This window comes from Gordonia sihwensis NBRC 108236, from assembly GCF_000333035.1.
Taxonomy (GTDB): Bacteria; Actinomycetota; Actinomycetes; order Mycobacteriales; family Mycobacteriaceae; genus Gordonia; species Gordonia sihwensis.
In genome coordinates this window covers 47,847-68,352 of record NZ_BANU01000014.1, presented here as the reverse complement: position 1 = coordinate 68,352, position 20,506 = coordinate 47,847, and the positions used below count along the sequence as shown (strand labels likewise).

General features: G+C 68.3%; 15 protein-coding genes. 9 read left to right on the top strand and 6 right to left on the bottom strand.

Annotated features, from left to right (window positions below):
• Nucleotides 1–27 precede the first annotated feature (27 nt).
• The 6 genes from GSI01S_RS10065 to GSI01S_RS10040 all read left to right on the top strand — a co-directional run bounded on the left by GSI01S_RS10065 (nucleotide 28) and on the right by GSI01S_RS10040 (nucleotide 5,956).
• Entirely contained in the window at nucleotides 28–504 is a 477-nt protein-coding gene (locus GSI01S_RS10065; protein WP_039867440.1) for a YflT domain-containing protein, read from the top strand.
• Between the two features lie 137 nt (nucleotides 505–641).
• Nucleotides 642–2,099, top strand: a complete 1,458-nt coding sequence (locus tag GSI01S_RS10060) for an extracellular solute-binding protein (protein ID WP_051999639.1) — start codon at nucleotides 642–644, stop codon at nucleotides 2,097–2,099.
• Entirely contained in the window at nucleotides 2,096–3,307 is a 1,212-nt protein-coding gene (locus GSI01S_RS10055; protein WP_006896443.1) for a carbohydrate ABC transporter permease, read from the top strand. The genes GSI01S_RS10060 and GSI01S_RS10055 overlap by 4 nt, the downstream gene beginning before the upstream one ends.
• A 6-nt stretch (nucleotides 3,308–3,313) precedes the next feature.
• Nucleotides 3,314–4,144 carry a carbohydrate ABC transporter permease gene (locus GSI01S_RS10050; RefSeq protein ID WP_006896442.1) on the top strand — a complete coding sequence of 277 codons (831 nt, stop codon included), beginning with the start codon at nucleotides 3,314–3,316 and terminating at the stop codon, nucleotides 4,142–4,144.
• Nucleotides 4,145–4,147: 3 nt separating this feature from the next.
• Nucleotides 4,148–5,317 carry an ABC transporter ATP-binding protein gene (locus GSI01S_RS10045; protein ID WP_006896441.1) on the top strand — a complete coding sequence of 390 codons (1,170 nt, stop codon included), beginning with the start codon at nucleotides 4,148–4,150 and terminating at the stop codon, nucleotides 5,315–5,317.
• 63 nt (nucleotides 5,318–5,380) lie between these two features.
• Entirely contained in the window at nucleotides 5,381–5,956 is a 576-nt protein-coding gene (locus GSI01S_RS10040; protein ID WP_039867438.1) for a suppressor of fused domain protein, read from the top strand.
• Between the two features lie 6 nt (nucleotides 5,957–5,962).
• On the opposite strand, the gene GSI01S_RS10035 is transcribed toward GSI01S_RS10040, so the two are convergent.
• A complete protein-coding gene (locus GSI01S_RS10035) occupies nucleotides 5,963–7,060 on the bottom strand; it encodes a magnesium and cobalt transport protein CorA (RefSeq protein WP_039867437.1) in 1,098 nt (365 codons plus the stop codon).
• 55 nt (nucleotides 7,061–7,115) lie between these two features.
• Here GSI01S_RS10035 and GSI01S_RS10030 point away from each other — a divergent pair, with 55 nt between their 5' ends.
• A complete protein-coding gene (locus GSI01S_RS10030; protein ID WP_039867436.1) occupies nucleotides 7,116–7,733 on the top strand; it encodes a MarC family protein in 618 nt (205 codons plus the stop codon).
• 22 nt (nucleotides 7,734–7,755) lie between these two features.
• On the top strand, nucleotides 7,756–8,634 hold the full coding sequence (locus GSI01S_RS10025) for a glycine betaine ABC transporter substrate-binding protein (RefSeq protein WP_006896437.1): 879 nt from the start codon (nucleotides 7,756–7,758) through the stop codon (nucleotides 8,632–8,634).
• 78 nt (nucleotides 8,635–8,712) lie between these two features.
• Here GSI01S_RS10025 and GSI01S_RS10020 read toward each other — a convergent pair whose 3' ends face one another.
• Nucleotides 8,713–9,543 (bottom strand): SDR family NAD(P)-dependent oxidoreductase, encoded by an 831-nt coding sequence (locus GSI01S_RS10020; protein WP_006896436.1) that lies wholly within the window; start codon nucleotides 9,541–9,543, stop codon nucleotides 8,713–8,715.
• Between the two features lie 55 nt (nucleotides 9,544–9,598).
• Nucleotides 9,599–11,152 (bottom strand): flavin-containing monooxygenase, encoded by a 1,554-nt coding sequence (locus GSI01S_RS10015; RefSeq protein ID WP_006896435.1) that lies wholly within the window; start codon nucleotides 11,150–11,152, stop codon nucleotides 9,599–9,601.
• A gap of 78 nt (nucleotides 11,153–11,230) precedes the next feature.
• Here GSI01S_RS10015 and GSI01S_RS10010 point away from each other — a divergent pair, with 78 nt between their 5' ends.
• Nucleotides 11,231–11,833 (top strand): TetR/AcrR family transcriptional regulator, encoded by a 603-nt coding sequence (locus GSI01S_RS10010; protein WP_006896434.1) that lies wholly within the window; start codon nucleotides 11,231–11,233, stop codon nucleotides 11,831–11,833.
• 96 nt (nucleotides 11,834–11,929) lie between these two features.
• Here the strand turns inward: GSI01S_RS10010 and GSI01S_RS10005 are convergent, their stop codons facing one another.
• The 3 genes from GSI01S_RS10005 to GSI01S_RS09995 all read right to left on the bottom strand — a co-directional run bounded on the left by GSI01S_RS10005 (nucleotide 11,930) and on the right by GSI01S_RS09995 (nucleotide 20,470).
• Nucleotides 11,930–15,628 carry a multifunctional oxoglutarate decarboxylase/oxoglutarate dehydrogenase thiamine pyrophosphate-binding subunit/dihydrolipoyllysine-residue succinyltransferase subunit gene (locus GSI01S_RS10005; protein WP_006896433.1) on the bottom strand — a complete coding sequence of 1,233 codons (3,699 nt, stop codon included), beginning with the start codon at nucleotides 15,626–15,628 and terminating at the stop codon, nucleotides 11,930–11,932.
• 229 nt (nucleotides 15,629–15,857) lie between these two features.
• Nucleotides 15,858–19,676, bottom strand: coding sequence for an ABC transporter ATP-binding protein (locus GSI01S_RS10000; RefSeq protein WP_006896432.1), 3,819 nt, complete (start codon nucleotides 19,674–19,676; stop codon nucleotides 15,858–15,860).
• Nucleotides 19,673–20,470: a hypothetical protein gene (locus GSI01S_RS09995; protein ID WP_006896431.1), complete on the bottom strand. Its 798-nt coding sequence runs from the start codon at nucleotides 20,468–20,470 to the stop codon at nucleotides 19,673–19,675. The genes GSI01S_RS10000 and GSI01S_RS09995 overlap by 4 nt, the downstream gene beginning before the upstream one ends.
• Between the last annotated feature and the right edge of the window lie 36 nt (nucleotides 20,471–20,506).

Sequence of the window (20,506 nt, the reverse complement as noted above, 5' to 3'; positions counted from 1 at the left end):
TAAAGTGAGCCGAGCTCAGGAGCCGAAGTGACGAACCCAATGCGACCGATGCCGGGATTGCCGACGCCGCCGAAGGGCTGGCCGGTAGGGTCCTACGACACCTACGCGCAGGCCCAGCGCGCGGTGGACTACTTGTCCGACAACGAATTCCAGGTCGACAATCTGACGATCGTCGGCGTCGACCTGATGCAGGTCGAGAAAGTCCTCGGACGACTCACCTGGGGCAAGGTGATCGCGGGAGGCATCGGGTCCGGCGCCTGGCTGGGCCTGTTCTTCGGCGCACTCGTCTCACTGGTGGTCGGGACGTCGTGGACGCCGATCCTCTTCGGCGTGCTCGCCGGCATGGTGTTCGGGCTGATCAGCGCCGCCATCCCGTACGCGGCCACCCGCGGCCAGCGTGACTTCACCTCCACCATGCAACTGGTCGCCGGACGGTACGACGTGCTGTGCGATCCGCGCACCGCGGAACAGGCGCGCGACATGCTCGCCAAACTGGCTCTCTGACCGCTCCTCCGCCGTCTCGGGCGCGCCGATGTGCCATCGTGTGCGCTATGTCACCTGTCGTGGGATAACCTAAGGCCCGCATCAGCTTTCACAGCTGATTCTTAGACGAGGCCGACAGGCAGGAGGCTGGCAGCGAGATGAGCAAGGGTAGATCCGCGCCGAGGGGACGATCTCTGGCCAGGCGGCTGTCGGCAGTGGCGGTGGCGGCGGCGGTCGCCGCGCCGATGCTGGCCGGTTGCTCCACGGGCTACGAGCAGGGTGTTCTGAACATCTATGCGCCGGCCGACGGCTTCGATTACATCAAGCAGTTCGCGCAGACCTGTACCGAGGAGTCGGGCGGGCGCTACAAGCTGCAGGCCAACGTCCTGCCCAAGAGCGCCGACGATCAGCGACTGCAGTTGGCCAGGCGGCTGGCCGGAAACGACCACACCCTGGATCTGATGGGCATGGACGTCGTGTGGACCGCGGAGTTCGCGAACGCCGGCTGGCTCGTGCCGGTCCCGGACGACACCGCGGCCGAGATCGAGAAGACCAATCTCGGCGGCCCGGTGGCCACAGCGATGTGGCAGCGGCCCGACGACGCGGCCAAACGCATGTACGCGATGCCGATCTGGACCAACACCCAGTTGCTCTGGTACCGGCCCGACCTGATGAAGGACACGCTCGGCAGCCGGCGGGCGCCGGCGACCTGGGATGAGATGCTCAGCGATACGCAGGCCATCAAGAAGGCCGGCGGACCGAGCTGGATCATGGTCCAGGCCAAGCAGTACGAGGGCCTGATGGTCTGGTTCAACTCGCTGCTCGCCAGCGCCGGTGGTTCGGTGCTCGATCCGAACGACGCGTCCAAGGTGACCCTCAGCGACACCCCGGAGCACCGGGCGGCGACGCTGAAGGCGCTCGAGGTGATGAAGGCGGTGGCCACGGCGCCGGGGCACGACCCGTCGATCACCCAGTCCGACGAGGGCACCGCCCGGCTCGGGATGGAGACGGGCAAGGCGGCGTTCGAGATCAACTGGCCGTTCGTGTGGGCTTCGGCGCGCACCAACGGTGCGACCGGCGACGTCGCCTTCCTCCAGGACGTTCTCTCGCCGTACAAGACTCTGCTCACCGACGAGGACAATCCGCCGACAGACGCGCAGCTCGCTCCGATCAACGCCAAGATGCGTAAGCACTTCGACTTCGCGCTCTACCCGGGTGTCTTCCCCGGCAAGACCGCGAAGTCGACGCCCGGCGGGCTGAACGTGGCCGTCGCATCCACTTCCCGGCAGCCGGAGCTCGCCTTCGAGGCGGCGAAGTGCATGACCAGCGAGAAGGCGCAGAAGGTGTACGCGATATCGGGTGGAACGCCGCCGACCATCGCGTCGATCTACGACGATAAGGACTTCAAGCTCGCGTATCCGATGGGCGACGTGATCCGCACCCAGCTCGAATCCGAGCACTCGGCGCCGCGGCCGGCGTCGCCGCAATACCAGGCGATCTCGACGCTCGTGACCGCCACCCTCGCGCCGGTGGGCGCCTGGGATCCCGCACAGATGGTCGACAAGCTCACCGAGCAGGTCCAGAAGGCCATCGACGGCGAGGGGATCATCCCGTGAGCGACGACAAGCACGACGACCAGCGGTCGCCGGAACCCCGTGACGGGGAAGGCGTCTCGGGGGACGGGCACGGTCAGCACTCCCGCGACGGCGCCGAGCCGGTGCACTCCGACGTATGGGTGCCGCCGGAGGCCGCGGCACCCCGACCCGATGAACCCGCCCCGCCACCGCCGCACCCACCGATGCCGCAGGCCGTGCCCGAGACCGCGATGGCCGCGGCTGCCGCCGGAGCGACTCCCGCCGGGCCTGGAATGAACGGAGGTTCGATGTCTGAGATCCTCGACACCGGTCCCACTCCGGCGCAGCTGGCGCCCCTGGCGCCGAAGGCGACTGGACGCAAGTCGTCGGAGCGACGTCTGGCGTACTGGCTCATCGCACCCGCGGCGATCGTCATGGCGCTGGTGACCGGTTACCCGATCGTCTACGCCTTCTGGCTCTCGCTCAACAAGGCGACGCTGACCGCGCCGGACGAGCAGAAGTTCATCGGCCTGTCGAACTACGGCACCGTCCTCTCGGACGGCTACTGGTGGTCGGCGCTGGGCGTGACCGTGTTCATCACCCTGGTGTCGGTGCTGATCGAACTGGTGCTGGGCATGGCGATCGCCCTCGTCATGCACCGGACCCTGTTCGGCCGGGGCGTGGTCCGCACCGTGGTCCTCATCCCGTACGGCATCGTGACGGTCGCCGCGGCGTTCTCCTGGTACTACGCGTGGACGCCGGGCACCGGCTACCTGGCCAACCTGCTCCCGGACGGCTCCGCGCCGCTCACCCAGCAGTGGCCGTCGCTGTTCATCATCATCCTGGCCGAGGTGTGGAAGACGACGCCGTTCATGGCGCTGTTGCTGCTCGCCGGGCTGGCATTGGTGCCGGACGACCTCCTCAAGGCCGCCCAACTCGACGGCGCGGGCGCGTGGACCCGGCTCTTCCGCATCATCCTGCCGCTGATGAAGCCGGCGATCCTCGTCGCGCTGCTCTTCCGCACGCTGGACGCGTTCCGCATCTTCGACAACATCTACGTCCTGACGGCCGGCTCCAACGGCACAGGGTCGGTGTCGATGCTCGGCTACGACAACCTCTTCAAGGCCTTCAATCTCGGTGTCGGCTCGGCGATCAGCATCCTGATCTTCCTGTGCGTCGCCATCATCGCTTTCGTGTTCATCAAGGGGTTCGGCACCGCCGCCCCCGGCTCCGACGACGAGGGGAGGTGACCACCGATGGATGCGAGCATTCGCCGTAAAGTCGGCTGGAGCGTCGCCAATGTTCTGGTGGTCCTCTACGCGATCATCCCGCTGTGGTGGATCATCAGCCTGTCGTTCAAGCCGACCGGCAGTGTGACCGACGGCAGCTTCATCCCGAAGCAGTGGACCTTCGACAACTACAAGGGAATCTTCGACACCAGCCTGTTCACGTCGGCGCTGATCAACTCGATCGGCATCGGCCTGATCACCACGGTGATCGCCGTGCTGCTGGGAACCATGGCCGCCTACGCGGTCGCGCGGCTCGAGTTCCGCGGGAAGAAGCTGCTCATCGGAGCGGCCCTGCTGATCGCGATGTTCCCGCAGATCTCACTGGTGACGCCGCTGTTCAACATCGAACGCCGGCTCGGCCTGTTCGACACGTGGCTCGGTCTGATCCTGCCCTACGTGGCCTTCGCGCTGCCGCTGGCGATCTACACCCTCTCGGCGTTCTTCCGGGAGATCCCATGGGACCTGGAGAAGGCCGCGCAGATGGACGGAGCCACGCCGGCTCAGGCGTTCCGCCGCGTGATCGTCCCGCTGGCGGCGCCGGGCGTGGTGACCGCCGCGATCCTGGTCTTCATCTTCGCGTGGAACGACCTGCTTCTGGCGTTGTCGCTGACCTCCACCGAGAACGCGGAGACGGCGCCCGTCGCGATCTCTCAGTTCACGGGCAGCAGTCAGTTCGAGGAGCCCACCGGGGTCATCGCCGCAGCGGCCGTCGTCATCACCATTCCGATCATCATCTTCGTGCTCTTCTTCCAACGTCGTATCGTCGCCGGCCTCACCTCCGGCGCGGTGAAGGGATAACCCATGGCCGACATCGTTCTGGAGAACGTCTCCAAGCAGTACCCGGACGGCTCGATCGCCGTGCACGGGGTGAACCTGAACATCGCCGAAGGCGAGTTCGTCATCCTGGTGGGACCGTCGGGCTGCGGCAAGTCGACGACGCTGAACATGATCGCCGGTCTCGAGGACATCACGTCCGGTGAGCTGCGTATCGGCGGCAAGCGGATGAACGAGGTGGCCCCGAAGGACCGGGACATCGCGATGGTCTTCCAGAGCTACGCGCTGTACCCGCACATGTCGGTGCGGCAGAACATCGCCTTCCCGCTCAGCCTCGCGAAGATGGACAAGGCCGAGATCGCCCGCCGCGTCGACGAGGCCGCCGCGATGCTCGACCTCACCGAGTACCTCGACCGCAAGCCCGCCAACCTGTCGGGCGGTCAGCGTCAGCGCGTCGCGATGGGTCGGGCCATCGTCCGCACGCCCAATGCGTTCCTGATGGACGAGCCGCTGTCGAACCTCGACGCGAAGCTGCGTGTCCAGATGCGTACCGAGATCGCCTCGCTGCAGGCCCGGTTGGGGACGACGACCGTGTACGTGACCCACGACCAGACCGAGGCCATGACGCTCGGCGACCGCGTCGTGGTGATGCGCGCGGGCTACGTCCAGCAGGTCGGCGCGCCGCAGGAGCTCTACGACCGCCCGGCCAACCTGTTCGTGGCCGGATTCATCGGCTCGCCGGCCATGAACTTCCTCCCGGGCAGGCTGACCGCGACCGGCGCGGACACCGCCATCGGCCACATCGAGTTCCCCGACTACAACGAGATCGCCGGCCGTGCGCGCCAGGCCGACAGCAACGGCGAGGTGCTGCTGGGCATCCGGCCGGAGCACCTGGTGGACGCGGCGCTGACGCACGAGGCCGAGTTGGCCGGCTTCCTCAGCTTTCCGATCACGGTCGACCTCGTGGAGTCGATGGGGTCGGACAAGTACGTGTACTTCGGCTGGCAGGCGCCCGACTCGGCGACGCAGGTGCTCTCGAAGCTGGCAGAGGACCTCGGTTCCACCACCGCGGGCGGGCAGAAGGTGGCCCGGCTGTCGCCCTACACCCAGGCCCGCAGGGGCGAGACGCTCACCCTGGCGCTGAACCCGGCACGGATGCACGTCTTCGACACCGCGAGCGGCGTCAGCCTGCGCTGAGGCCGTGCGCCGGGCACGGCCCCGCACCGATCCGACTCACCCCACCGGTGTTTAACTGGTGGGGTGAGTTCTGTCAGCGATCGGGTGATCGCCCACGTGTCCGCCGCCGTCGGCAGCGAGCCGCAGCGGGCGTCGGTCACCTTTCTCGGCGTCGAACCGATCGACGTGCTGCGGTTCGCCGACGGCGACCGAGTGGTCTACGTGACGGTGGGGTGCGCACGCCACCCGATGCACGATCCGGCCGACTTCGCTCCCGACCCGGTCCGCGGACCGCGAGCCGAGGTGACGGTGACCCTGCGCGCGAGCATGCCGCTGCAAGGACTGCACAAGTCGCTGGCCATGCTCGCCGCGGCGCCCGCCGTCGAAGGGCTGATCCTGGCGGAGGACTCGCTGATCGACCTGCAGGAGCCGCTGTGGGCCGGGGCGATCTGCTCGGCCTTCCTCCTCACCGGCGACGACCGGTTCGCCGATCTGCCGCTCGACGACCCCGCCGATCCGGTGCGTTTCCTGCGTGCGGTGCCGATCACCGCGAACGAAGCGGCATGGGTGCGGCTCAAGGGCGCCGATGAGCTGCGCGCGGCGTGGGCTGAGGCCGGCACGGATGTGACCGACCCCGGCCGGGCCGCGGTGTCGCCGTAGCGTCGCTCACAGCCAGTGGGAGCGGTGAAAGATCCGCCACAGGGTGAAGCACACCGCGAACAGAGTGAGCAGCAGCAGCGGGTAGCTGTACCGGTAGTGGAGTTCGGGCATGAAGTCGAAGTTCATCCCGTAGATCCCCGCCGCCGCGGTGGGGACCGCGGCGATGGCGGCCCACGCCGAGATCTTCCGCATGTCGGTGTTCATCTGGGTGCTGACCTTGGTCGCGGCGGCGTTCAGCAGTGCCGTCAGGCGCTCGTCGTACTCGACGACCAGGTCGTTCGCCGTGGTCAGATGGTCTGCGACGTCGCGGAAGTGCCGTTGGATCTCGGTGTCGTGCGGGGTGAGCGCCGCCGATTCGAGTGTGCCGGAGCTGCCCGACAGCAGTGAGAGCGGCACCGCCAGCGGCTGGACCGCGCGGCGCAGCTCCAGCACCTCGCGTTTGAACAGGTAGACCACGTCGATGTCGAGATCCCGTGACGACGCCGCGAAGACGCGCTCTTCGAGCCCGTCGACGTCCGCCTCCATCTCGCGCACGACTCTCAGGTAGGAGTCGACCACCCGGTCGGCGATCGCGTGGACGACAGTCGCGGGGCCGAGCCGCAGATGCTCGGGTGTCTGCTCGAGGCGCGCGCGTACGCCCGCGAGATGTGTGTGTTCCCCGTGGCGGACGGTGATGACGAAGTCCCGTCCGGCGAGCACCATGATCTCGCCGGTCTCGACGATGTCGTTGGCGACCTCGTCGTCGTCGTGGTCGATGTACTTGACGGTCCGCAGAACGAGGAACAGAGTGTCGTCGTAGGTCTCGAGCTTGGGACGCTGGTGGGCGTGGACGGCGTCCTCGACCATCAGCGGGTGCAGCCCGAAGGTCTCGGCGACGTCGTTCATCTGCCGCTCGTCCGGTGCGTGCAGACCGAGCCACACGAAGCCGCTTCCGGTGGTCCGCACGAATGCGAGAGCCGAGCGGATGTCGGGCGGGGTGGGCTGCCGGATGCCGTCGACGTAGACGCCGCAGTCGACGATCGCGCGAGCCACGGGGACCGGGGGCGTTGCGACCTCGGGGTTCTTACCCGGCCCGCGGTTACCCGGCTGCAGCATTCTCGGCATGGACGGCACACGTCGACCTTAGCGAGCCGCCGGGCCGCCCGCTTACACTCAGTCCGTGCCATTCGACGTCTCCGTGTACACGACGACCGCGATCACCCTGCTCGTCATCATGGACCCGCCCGGGCAGGTTCCGGTGTTCCTGTCCCTCGTCGGCCGGCGCTCAGCCGAGTACCGGCGTAAGGCCGCCTGGCAGGCACCGCTGGTGTCGCTGCTCGTCATCAGCCTGTTCGCGGTCGGCGGCCGCGCCATCCTGGCCTACCTGCACATCGGCATACCGGCGCTGCAGGGCGCGGGTGGACTGCTGCTGTTGTTGGTCGCGCTGCAACTGCTCATGGGACTCGGCGGTTCGACCGCCGCACAGGTGTCCGACGACGTCAACGTGGCGCTGGTACCGCTCGGCACACCGATGCTCGCCGGCCCCGGAGCCATCGCCGCGGTGATCGTCGCCGTCAGCCAGGTACACGGAGATGTGCCCGGGTACACGGCGATCGCCGCGGCCATTCTCACCGTCCATGCCGTGGTGGCGCTGGCGCTGTTCTTCTCGACCGGCATCATCAGGGTGCTGCGGGTCAGCGGCATCACGCTGCTCGCCAAGATCGCCGGTCTGCTTCTGGCGGCCATCGCGGTCCAGTTGATCGCGACGTCGGTGATCGGTTTCGCGGCCACGGCGTGAGCGTCGATTAGTCTGGTCGGCGATGTCTACTCGACGATTCTCCCGCCGCGCCGCCGCTCTCGCGGCCGCGATCGGCGCGGCTGCGACCCTGATCACGGCGTGCGGATCCGATGTACCGGCACCTCTGCGCGTCGGTACCGACGGCACCCCCGAGATGCAGGTGGCAGCGCAGATCTACGCGGGAGCGCTCGCGCGCACCGGCGTCCGAGTCGACGTCGGCGGCCGGGCGTCGGCCGACAGACGGCTCCTCGACGAGGCGGCGCAGGGCGATGTGGACCTGTTCCCGGCGTTCACCGGCGAACTGCTGACCGCGTTGATGCCCGGGCCCGACGCCGTGTCGAGTGAAGACGTGGAGGAGGCGGTGAACCGCGCTCTGCCGCAGGGCGTGACGATCGGCGATCCGGCAGCGGTGAACGACCGCAGGCAGTTGATCCTCGCCCAGACCGTCTCCGACGCCGATCACCTCACCGACCTGGCGCAATGCGGGGCGGTGCCGCCCGGACTGCCGTTGGTGAGCACCGGCGAGCTGACCGCGGAGGAGAAGCAGGCGTTCAGCGTCTGCCGGTTCGGTGCGATCACGGAGCGCCTGACGCCGCAGCAGGTGGCCGACCGCGTCCGCGGCGGGCAGGCGCTCGGAACGCTGACCGGGCTGGAGGCGGCGACGGCGCTAGCCGGCCGCGACGACGTGACGGCCCTGCGGTCGGCCGAATCCGGGCCGATGGCGCAGGATCTCGTGCCCGTATTCCGCGCATCCCTGATCGGCAAGCCGCAGATGAAGGCGCTCAGCCGTGTCGCCGGTGAGTTGACCACCGCGGATCTGGCCGAGCTCGCCGCGCGCGTGGAGCGGGGCGCCGACCCCGCGGCCGTCGCGAACGAATGGATCGGCACGCACGGCGTCTGATCCGCCGGGCTCGTACACCGAGACGGGGCCGCCGCGACGATCGTCTCGTCGCGGCGGCCCCGTCCGTGGTCCGGGAGGCTACTTGGTGCGCTTGAGCGCCCAACCGGTGACGCGGGCGCCGATGCCCTGGTAGCCGGAGGCCACCAGACGGACGCACAGATCGAGTACCTTCGCGTCCGCGCCGACGAGGACGCGTGCGCGGTCGCGCTCGACCGCCTTGATGATGATGTCGGCGGCCTTCTCCGAGCTGGTGTTCGCCAGGTACTTGTCGAACAACTCCGCGGTCTTCGCCTGGTCGTGATCGCCCGACGTGGTCGCATTGCGGGCGATCGCCGTCTTGATTCCGCCCGGATGCACGCAGGTCACCTTGACCGGTTGCTTCGCGATGATCATCTCCTGATTCAGCGCCTCGGTGAAGCCGCGGACGGCGAACTTGGCGGAGTTGTATGCGGCCTGACCCGGTTCGGCCAGCAGGCCGAACAGCGACGAGGTGTTGACGACGTGGCCGTCGCCCGACGCGATCAGGTACGGCAGGAACGCCTTGGTGCCGTTGACGACGCCCCAGTAGTCGATGTCCATGACACGCTCGATGTCCTTGAACTCCATGGTCTCGACCTCACCGTGGTGCGCGATGCCGGCGTTGTTGAAGATCGCGTTGACGGTGCCGAAGTGGCCGGCCACGGTGTCGGCGTACGCGAGGACGGCCTCTCGCTCGGCGACGTTGAGCAACTGGCTGTGCACCTGCGCACCGGTCGCTGCGACCAGCCGCTCGGTCTCCGCGAGACCGTCCGGGTTCACATCGGAGATGGCGATCTTGGCACCGCGCTTGGCGAGCTTGACCGCCAGGTCGCGGCCCATCCCGGAGCCGGCGCCGGTGATGACGATGACCTTGTTGTTGAAATCCTTCATAGTTCTCTCCTGAAGTCGGGAAGTTGCGGTGTCGGGAAGTCGGGTGCCGGTCGGGTCAGGCGTCGGTGCCGATGGGTTCGGCCGGGGCCTCGTCAGCGGTCTGCACGGACTCTGCGACGACGGCGGGCCGGTCCGCGGTGCGCACGTCGTACGCGTCGAGGTCGAACGAACGCGTCTGATTGCGGAAGTTGAAGGTGAACCCCGGCCACAGGACGGTGATGTCGCCGTTGTGATCCTTGTACCAGGAGGCGCACCCGCCGTTCACCCAGACACTGGACCGCAGCGTGCGCTGGATCCCCGCGTTGAAACGGTCCTGCGCGTCCTTGCGCACGTCCACTCTGGTGATCCCGTGGGCGCGTGTCTTGCGCACGTAGTCCACCAGGTAGTTCAGCTGTGACTCGATCATGTACACCATCGACGTGTGGCCCAGACCGGTCGACGGTCCGATCAGCAGCATAAGGTTCGGGAAACCGTGGACGAACGAGCCCTTGTAGGCCTGCATGCCCTCGCGCTCCCAGACCTGTGCCAGGCTCTCGCCGTTCGCCCCGACGATGGTGTCGAAGACAGGGGAGTCGGTGACGTGGAATCCGGTCGCGACGACGATCACGTCGACGTCGCGGGCGGTGCCGTCCGCGGTGACGATGCCGGTCTCGGTGATGCGGTCGATGCCGTCGGTCACCAGTTCCACGTTGTCCTGGTCGAGGGTCGGGTACCACTCATTGGACTTCAGGATGCGCTTGCAGCCCACCGCGAACCGCGGGGTCACCGCCTTGCGGAGCTCGGGGTCGCGGATACCGCGGAAGATGTTGGCTCGGCTGAGCGCCTCGACGGGCTTGAGCGCCTTCGGGGCGTAGGTCATCCCGGCCGCGACCACCTCGTTGAACGAGTAGATGCCGCCGCGGATGGCCGCCTGCAGACCGGGGACGTTCTTGAACGCCCAGTTCTCCACGCTCAGGTACGGGCGCTCGTTGCGCGGGATGATCCACGGCGCGGTGCGCTGGTACACGTCCATGTGTCCGACCACCTTGCCCAGCTGCGGCACGATCTGGATCGCCGAGGCGCCGGTGCCGATGACGGCCACGCGCTTGCCGGTGAAGTCGTAGTCGGTGTCCCAGCGGGCCGAGTGCACGATCTTGCCCCGGTAGTCGCCGAAGCCCTCGATATCGGGGAGGTTCGGCTCGCACAGCGGTCCGACGCCGCCGATGAGGGTGCGCGCGGTGAGGGTGTGGCTCTCGCCGTCCCGCTCGTAGTCCAGCTTCCAGCGTCCGGCGGTCTCGTCCCACTCCGCACGGCGCACATCGGAGCCGAACAGAGCGTGCTCGCCGATGCGGTGCTCGTCGGCGACGGCGTTGATGTAGCGGTGGATCTCGGGCTGATGAGAGTACGACCGGGACCATTCCGGGTTGAGCGCGAACGAGTAGGAGTACAGGTGCGACGGGACGTCGCACGCGGCACCCGGGTACACGTTGTCGCGCCAGGTGCCGCCGAAGTCCTGGCCGCGGTCGAGCAGGACGTAATCGTCCACACCCTCCTGGCTGAGCTTGATGGCTGCACCGAGTCCGGAGAACCCGGCTCCGATGATCGCGATCTCTACATCATGCGTTGTCATGGTGCCTACGATAAGCGCGTGTTGACCGCGAGTCAATAGGCAATTGAATTCAGGTCAATAAGCGCTTACGGTTGGTGCATGACCACCGCCAGAACCCGTTTGAGCCCTGCTGCACGCCGTCGTCAGCTCATCGATCTGGGCGTGCAGATGGCACGCGACCGTCCCCTGGAGTCGGTCACGATGGAAGCGGTCGCCGAAGCGGCGGGAGTGTCGAAGGCACTGATCTTCCACTACTTCGAGTCCAAGGCCGATTTCCATCTGAGCGTCATCACCGAGCAGGCGGAGGAGATGCTCGCCCGCACGGAGCCGCAGGCCGAGCTCGGCGATCCGATCGCGATGCTCCAGGCCTCGATGACCGCCTACGTCGACTACGTCGCCGACAACGGGCGCGGGTTCGTGGGCGTCATCCGCGGCGCGGCGAGTGCGGACGACGCGATCAGAGCGGTCGCCGACCGGACGCGCGCGGCGATGACCGAGCGGATTCTGACGCACGCGCCCGCCATCGGGATCGAACGGAGCCCGGCGATCGAACTGTCGGTGGCGGGCTGGATCGCCTTCGTGGAGGAGACGCTCGTCCGCTGGCTCGACGACCCGGTGATCACCCGGGAACAGCTCGTGCAGATCTTCGTCGCCGCTCTGCCCACCCTCGCCGGGCTGGTCGGGAACGTGACTCAGACATGAGCCGGCGCCGGCGACGCCGGCCGCGGACACACGAGAGGGGCCGCCTCGCCGAAGCGGGGCGGCCCCTCTCGTGTGTCGTGTCAGAGTCGCATCAGATCAGCGGAAGGCCTGATCGATGATCTCCTGCTGCTCCACCGCGTGGACCTTGCTGGAGCCCGACGACGGCGCGGACATCGGCCGGCGCGAGATCCGGCGGAGGCCGCCGAGCAACTCGGGGAGCATCTCCGGCAGCCAGAGACCGAGGAACGGCCACGGACCCTGGTTCGCCGGCTCCTCCTGAACCCAGACGAAGTCCTTCGCGTTCGGGTACTGCTCCAGCGTGCGCGCGAGCCTGCGGTAGGGCACCGGGTACAGCTGCTCGACGCGGATGATCGCGACGTCGTCGCGACCGTCCTTCGCCTGCCGTGCGGCCAGCTCGTAGTAGAGCTTGCCGCTGACCAGCTGCACACGCTGCACCTTGTCGCGGTCGCCGCCCTGCTTGGCGAAACGCGGATCGTCGATCACGGAGAGGAACTTGCCCTCGGTGAAATCCTCCACCGGCGAGACGGCCGCCTTGTTGCGCAGCATCGACTTCGGGGTGAAGACCACCAGCGGCCGGCTGATGCCATCGTGCACGTGGCGCCGCAGCAGGTGGAAGTAACTCGCCGGAGTCGAGGGCAGCGCGACGGTCATCGAACCCTCGGCGCACAACTGCAGGAAGCGCTCGATGCGGCCCGAGGTGTGGTCGGGACCCTGGCCCTCGTGGCCGTGCGGCAGCAGCAGCACGACGTCGCTGCGCTGACCCCACTTGGCCTCGCCGGAGCTGATGAACTCGTCGATGATCGACTGCGCACCGTTGACGAAGTCGCCGAACTGCGCCTCCCACAGGACGAGTGCGTCGGGGTCGGCGAGGGCGTAGCCGTACTCGAAGCCGAGCACGCCGTACTCGCTCAGCGGCGAGTCGTACACCAGGAAGCGGCCGGTCGCGTCGGGCAGGTGGTTCAGCGGTGTGTACTCCGAGCCGTTCTCGCGGTCGATCAGCACCGAGTGGCGCTGAGTGAACGTTCCGCGGCGGGAGTCCTGACCGGACAGCCGCACCGTGCGGCCTTCCTGAACCAGGGTGCCGAAGGCGAGGATCTCGGCGAACGACCAGTCGATGTCGCCCTTGACCGGCATCTCGTGGCGCCGCTTGATGACCGGCTTGACGCGCGGATGGGCGTTGAATCCCTCGGGCAGATTGCCGAAGGCGTCGCCGATCTCCGCGAGCTTCTCCTGCGGCACCGCGGTCACCAGCTTGGTGAGCAGCGTCTGCTCGCCCTCCACCGACGGCGACGCCTCGGGTGTGAACCGTTCGAGTTCCTTGACTTCGACGAAGACGCGCTCGAGTTGTCCCTGGTAATCGCGCAGTGCGTCCTCGGCCTCCTTGGTGGAGATGTCACCACGGCCGATCAGCGCTTCGGTGTAGCTCTTGCGGACGCTGCGGATGTTGTTGATGACGTCGTACATCGCCGGCTGGGTCATCGACGGATCGTCGCCCTCGTTGTGGCCCAGGCGGCGGTAGCAGACGAGGTCGATCACGACGTCGCGGTGGAACGCCTCGCGGTAGTCGACGGCGAGCTTGGCGGCCCAGACGCAGGCCTCCGGATCGTCGCCGTTCACGTGGAAGACCGGTGCGCCGATCATCTTCGCGATGTCGGTGCAGTACTGCGTGGAGCGCGAGTGCTCGGGTGCGGTGGTGAAACCGACCTGGTTGTTCACCACGATGTGGACGGTGCCGCCGGTGCGGTAGCCGTTCAGCATCGACATGTTCAGCACCTCGGCGACGATGCCCTGACCGGCGAAGGCGGCGTCACCGTGCAGCATCAGCGGCAGCACGTCGAACTCGCGGTCCTCCGACATGCCGTCCTGCTTGGCGCGGACGATGCCCTCGAGGACCGGGTCGACGGCCTCCAGATGGCTGGGGTTGGCGGTGAGCGAGACGGTGATCTCGTTGTCGCCGAACATCTGGTAGTACTTGCCCTCGGCGCCGAGGTGGTACTTCACGTCGCCGGAGCCGTGCGCGTCAGCGGGGCCGAGATTGCCCTCGAACTCGGTGAAGATCTTCGAGTACGGCTTGCCGACGATGTTGGCCAGGACGTTCAGCCGGCCGCGGTGCGGCATGCCGATGACGACCTCTTCGAGCTGGTGTTCGGCGCTCTGATCGAGAACCGCGTCCATCATCGGGATGACGGCTTCGGCGCCCTCGAGCGAGAAGCGCTTCTGGCCGACGTACTTGGTCGCGAGGAAGGTCTCGAACGCCTCGGCGGCGTTCAGCTTGCTCAGGATGTACTTCTGCTCGGCGACCGACGGCTTGGCGTGCTTGATCTCCACCCGCTCCTGGAGCCAGCGCTGCTGCTCCGGGTCGAGGATGTGCGTGTACTCGACGCCGACGTGGCGGCAGTAGGCGTCGCGCAGGATCGACAGCACGTCGCGCAGCTTCATGTTCCGCTGTCCGTGGAAGCCGCCGACGTTGAAGGTGCGGTCCAGATCCCAGAGAGTCAGGCCGTAGGTCAGTACATCGAGGTCCGGATGCGAGGCCTTGGCGGCCGCGTTCATCATCAGCGGGTCGGTGTCGGCCATCAGATGACCGCGGCTGCGGTACGCGGCGATGAGCTCGAGGACGCGCGTGTTCTTGTCGACGAGTCCGGCGGGGACGTCGCGACGCCAGCGGACGGGCTCGTACGGGATCTGCAGCGAGGTGAACAGCTCGTCCCAGAAGGAGTCGTCGAGCAGCAGCGTGTGGACCTTGCGGAGGAAGTCGCCCGATTCGGCGCCCTGAATGATCCGGTGGTCGTAGGTGGACGTCAGCGTCATCAGCTTGCCGACACCCATCTCGGCGATCTGCTCATCGCTCGCGCCCTGGAACTCGGCCGGGTACTCCATGGCTCCGGCGCCGATGATGGCGCCCTGGCCCTGCATCAGCCGCGGCACCGAGTGGACGGTGCCGATGGTGCCGGGGTTGGTCAGCGAGATTGTGACGCCGGCGAAGTCCTCGGCGCCGAGCTTGCCGTCGCGGGCCCGGCGGACGATGTCCTCGTACGCCGCGACGAACTCGGAGAAGTTCTTGGTCTCGCAGCCCTTGATCGCGGCGACGACCAGCGTGCGGTTCCCGTTCTTTCCCGGCAGGTCGATCGCGAGGCCGAGATTGGTATGGGCGGGCGTGACGACGTTCGGCTTACCGTCCACGACGGCGAAGTGGCGGTTCATGTTCGGGAACGCCTTGATCGCCTGGACGATCGCATAGCCGAGGATGTGCGTGAAGCTCACCTTGCCGCCGCGGGTGCGGGCGAGGTGGTTGTTGATCACGACGCGGTTGTCGATCATCAGCTTCGCGGGAACCGCGCGGACGCTGGTCGCGGTCGGGACCTCGAGCGAGGCCGACATGTTGCGCACGATGGTCGCGGCGGGGCCGCGGAGCACCTTATTCGTGTCTGTCCCGGCATCGGCGGCAGGCTTGGCGGCGGACGCCGCCAGGCTGGTGCCGGATGCGGCCTTGGTCGCGGCCGACTCACGTGCCGGTGCGGGGGCGCGGGTGGGCGCCGGTGCGGCCTTGGTCGGTTCGGTGTCGAGCGTGACCGCCTGCTTCGGAGCCACCCGGGTCGCCTGGGCCGCACCGTTCGAGGACGGGGCGGTCGCCGTCGAACCCGGGCGATAGTTCTTGAGAAGCTCGTGCCAGCTCGGATCGACTGATTCGGGGTTGGTCTGGAATCGCTGGTACATCTCCTCGACCAGCCATTCGTTTTGTCCGAAGTCGGATTCGGAAATCGAACTGCTCACAGCGCTGTCTCGCCTCAATTCACCCAGGTGTTCTTCGATCGCGTGGCGGGTGAACCGCTGGTCTCGTGAACCGCGGCCGACCTGCCATCAATCGATGGTACGCGGACCGCTCGCGGCTCGGGCGCTGTGTGCCGCACAGACGGTGACACGCCGCGGTAAGTGGTCAATCTCACGTGCTGACCACCGTGTGACAGCGGGGATCGTCTCGGTCAGCGGAACGCCGAGCGGCTCAGCCGACGCTGGAGCGGTCGGCCGGGCGCGGCCCGGCAGCCGGCGCCTCGCAGTCGTCGGGGGAGACGCCGGCGTCCCACAGACGCCGGTACTCGCCGTGTGCCGCCAGCAGTCGGTGGTGCGTGCCCCTCTCCACGATCCGGCCGCCCTCGACCACCGCGATCACATCCGCTCGTGCGGCGGTGGCGAGGCGGTGCGCGACGATCACGCTCGTGCGGCGCCGGGAGAGTGCCTCGCCGGCCGCGAGCACCTGCGCCTCGGTGGCCTGATCGAGAGTCGCTGTGGCCTCGTCGAGCAGGATCAGATCCGGCTCCACCAGTTCGGCGCGGGCCAGCGCGATCAACTGGCGTTGCCCGGACGAGAGTCCCCGCCCGCGTTCGGACACGCCGAACTCCATGCCTCCGGGGAGACCGGCGATCATCTGCGCCGCGCCCACTCGTCGCGCGGCTTCGGCGATCCTTTCGCGCGAGGCACCGGGCCTGCCGTAGGCGATGTTGTCGGCAACGGTCCCCGCGAACAGGTGGGGTTCCTGTGGGACCACGCCCAGGCGGCTGCGATAGCGGTGCAGATCGATGGTCCGCAGATCGATACCGTCCATCCGCACGCTGCCGGCCGTCGGGTCGTAGAAGCGCGCAAGCAGTTTGACGATGGTCGACTTGCCCGCGCCCGTGGTGCCGACCAGCGCCAGCGAGGTGCCCGCCGGGATGTGCATCTCGATCCCGCTCAACGCGTCGCGGTCGGCCCCGGCGTAACGGAAGTCCACGCGGTCGAGCCGAACGTCGCCGTCGAACGCGGGAGCCGCCAGTTCGGCGGGCGAGGCCTCCGAATCGGCCTGCGGTGCGTCCACCAGGGAACTCGGGGTCAGCAGCAGATCGCGGATGCGACGCAGACCGACCGCCGCCTGCTGATACGAATCGAAGACCGTCGTGAGCTGCTGCACGGGCCCGAACAACATCGCGAGGTAGAGCACGAACGCGATCAGGGTGCCCGAGGACATCGCGCCGGAGGCCACCTGATGGGCGCCGAACCCGAGGACGACGGCGGTGGCCGCGTCGGAGCAGAACGTGATGAAGGGGAAGTACACCGAGATGGCGCGCTGGGAGTCCATCCGCGCGTCGACCCACTCGTCGCTGCGCCGGCCGAACTCGGCCCGTGCCACCGGGATGTGCCGGTACACGCGTGTGGTCGCCAGACCCGCGATGTTCTCCTGGAAGTCCGCGTTCACCGCAGACACCAGTTCGCGGGTGCGGGTGTAGGCGCGCGAGCTGATCCGGCGGAACACGACGGTCGCGATCAGCAGGACTGGGAACACCGGAGCGATCACCAGACCGAGCTCCCAGTCGGTCGCGATCAGGGCACCGAAGACACCGACCAGGGTCAGCACCGCGACCACGGCCGACGACAGCCCGTTCTGGACGAATCCGGAGAGGGCATCGACGTCCGTGGTCATCCGCGTCATGATGCGGCCCGAGAGTTCGCGCTCGTAGTAGTCGAGGCCGAGTCGTTGCAGGTGGGCGTAGCTGCGGATGCGGAGGCCGTACAGGACGCGTTCTCCCGCGCGGGCCGCCGCCACCACGTTCACCGCCCCCGCGATCCAGGCGGCGGCGACGAGCGCGAAGCCGGTGAGCGCGGCGACCCCGATCACGTCGGCATCCGAACGCGAGGCGGCGTCCAGAACTGTGCGCGCCAGCGACGGGAAGGCCAGTCCGATCAGCGTGTCCGCAGCGATCGTCGCCAGCACCACGGCGAGCAGACCGGCCACCGGACGCAGAATCTGTTTGAGACTGAAGTCGGTGCGTTCGGCGCGGGCGGCCTCGACGTCCACCTTCGGATCGTCGTCGGCGGGCGGCAGTGCGGCCACCGCGGCACGGATCTCGTCGGTGGCGGGCATGGCGCCGAGCACTCCGGCCCGACCGCCGCCGCCGGGACCGATGCGCATCGGGGGCGCGGCCTCACGGCGGGCTTTCGGAGCCGGCGCGTCGACGCCGCCGGGCCACAGCTCCTCGATGCCGATGTCGTTCTGCGCGCGCACGCTCGCGGAGGCCGCCGCCCGCTGTTCCGCGGTGTCGGTCGGCGACATCAGCGCGCGGAAACGCGCACTGCGTTCGGTGAGTTCGGCGACCGTTCCGACGTCGCTGACCACGCCGTCGTCGAGGACCGCGACCCGATCGGCGATCGCCAGCGTGGAATCGCGGTGCGCCAACACCAGCATCGTGGTCCCGAGAGCGCGGAAATGAGCGAAGATCCGCGCCTCGGTCGCGGCATCGACCGCCGACGTCGCGTCGTCGAGGACCAGTACCCGGCTGCCCTGATACAGGGCTCGGGCGAGGGCGACTCGCTGTCTCTGTCCTCCGGACAGAGTGAGGCCTCGCTCGCCCACCTCGGTGGCGTATCCGTCCGGCAGTTCCGCGGCGAAGTCGGCGGCCGCCGCGCGTGCGGCGGCCCGGATGGAATCGTCGACCCCGTCCGGCGGCACCGGTTGCGGGCCGAGGCCGATGTTCGCGGCGATCGTCGTCGAATACAGGAACGGGTCGTCGAAGGCGAACGCCACTGCTCGGTACAGTTCGTCCGGCGCCAGCTCTGTGACGTCCAGACCGCTTCCCTCGGCGCCGATGAGCGCGACCGTCCCCGACTCGGCCCGATAGGCGCCGGTCACGAGTTCGGCGAGGGTCGACTTGCCGGATCCGGGCGCGCCGACCACGGCGACGCATTCCCCCGGCGCCACGCGCAGGTCGACGCCGCGGAGAACCCGGCGTCCGCCGAGCGTGAGTCCGACGCCGTCGAAGCTCAGGCCGAGCGGGCCGTCGGGAACGGTCGTCGTGTTCTCGAAGGCGCGATCGCGCGGGTGGTCGGCCACCTCGTACACGCGAGTCACCGCCGATGCGGCGAGCTGCGCGTTCACGACCAGGTTGGTGAGGATGCGCGCGAGGCCGGTCATGGTGGCGAGATAGGTGGAGAAGGCGAGGAACGTGCCCGCGGTGATGTCGCCGGCATAAACGAGGTATCCGCCGAGACCGATGACGGCGACCATCCCGAGTTGCGGAATCGATGCCATGGTCGGCGTGAAGCGCGCGCTCAGGTTTGCGGCGCGCAGTTTGAAGCGGTACAGCCGCTCGCCCAGGGCGGCGAGTTCGTCGGTGGCCCTGCGTTCCTGGCCGAAACCCTTCACCACACGCACGCCGGTCACCGTCTCCTCGACGTGGCCGGCCACCTCGGCTGAGGCCTGCTGCGCCGCCCAGGTGGCGGCGAACAGCCGTTTGCGGCTGCGGTACACGATCACCGCGATGAGCGGGACGATGGCGATCGCGACCAGCGTCAGCAGCGGCGACAGCCAGGCCATCACACCCAGCGACAGCACCACCTGGACCGCGCCGCCGAGCGAGAGCGGTGCCATGGCCAGCAGTGACTGGACCACCTGGAGGTCGGAGATGGAGCGGGACACCACTTGGCCGGTGCGAATCGTGTCGCGCGCCGGTCCGTCGACGTGATGGAGGGTGTCGAGCAGCCGGCGGCGCAGACCGTCTTGGACCGTGACCGACATGCGACCGGCGGTCATCCGTCGGCCGAACTGACACGCGTAGCGCAGTGCCGCGGCCACCAGCAGGGCACCGATGAGGACGGGAAGTCCCACACGGGCCGCCTGCTGACCGGTGGCCGAATCGATGGCGGCCTTGGTGATGAGTGGAGTGACCAGATCGACGGCAACGGCGCCGAGGGTGACGGTGACCAGCACCACGGCGAGGCGACGGTGTCGTCCGCACTCGCCGACCAGGCGGCGAATCCAGCCCTGCGCGGCCGGCGCCGCGCGGCCGGTCAACCGGCCTCGATCGTGCGCTGGTGCGCGAGAACCTCCCCGTCGACGTCCCAGAAGCGGGGCGGGGGACCGAAGGCTTCGCGCGCATTGCGGACCACGAGCGACCCCAGCGCCCGGTTGCCGACGCCGCCGACCACCGCGCCGATGCCGCCCGGAATGAGCTTGCCCATCACGACGGGTGCCTTGCCGATCGTGAACTTCTTGATGAACCGGTTGCCGAGCGTCTTATTGAGCGTCGAGAGGTTGACCCCGGGCATCCCGGGCACGCCGAGCTTGGCGATCGCGTCACCGCCTCGCGCTCCGAGCGCTTTCCCGACGACAGACGTGCCCTCTTCGCCGAGCGCGACGGCGAGCACCAGCGTCTTGCGGCGTTCGGTGTCCGCAGGCGAGATGCCGTGGACTTCGGCGACCGCCAGGGCCAGCAGGGCGGACGCCTCGATGAACACGGCGCTCTCCGCGGTGATCGCGCCGAGGGCGGTCAGGGTGCCCACGCCGGGAATCGCCGCGGCCGCGCCGACCGCGCCTCCCGATGCGGTGACCGAGCGCAGGTAGTGCTTCTCCAGCCGTCGGATCACCTGCTCGGGACCCTCGTCGGGATGCTTGCGGCGCACGCGGCGCACGTACTTCGCCACCGCCGGTTGTTGAAGTCGCTGGGCCTTGTCGACGAGCACGGTCAAGATCGCCAGCGACGACTTACCCGCGTTCTGGGCGGCCCGGCCGTCGACGTACGTCACCGGAGCGGGCGCGCCACTGCGGCGGTTGTCGTCGCTGTGCGCGACGGATTTCGACTTGCGCATGTGTCGATCCTCCCTGTCGGCCGGGCTGTCGGCGCG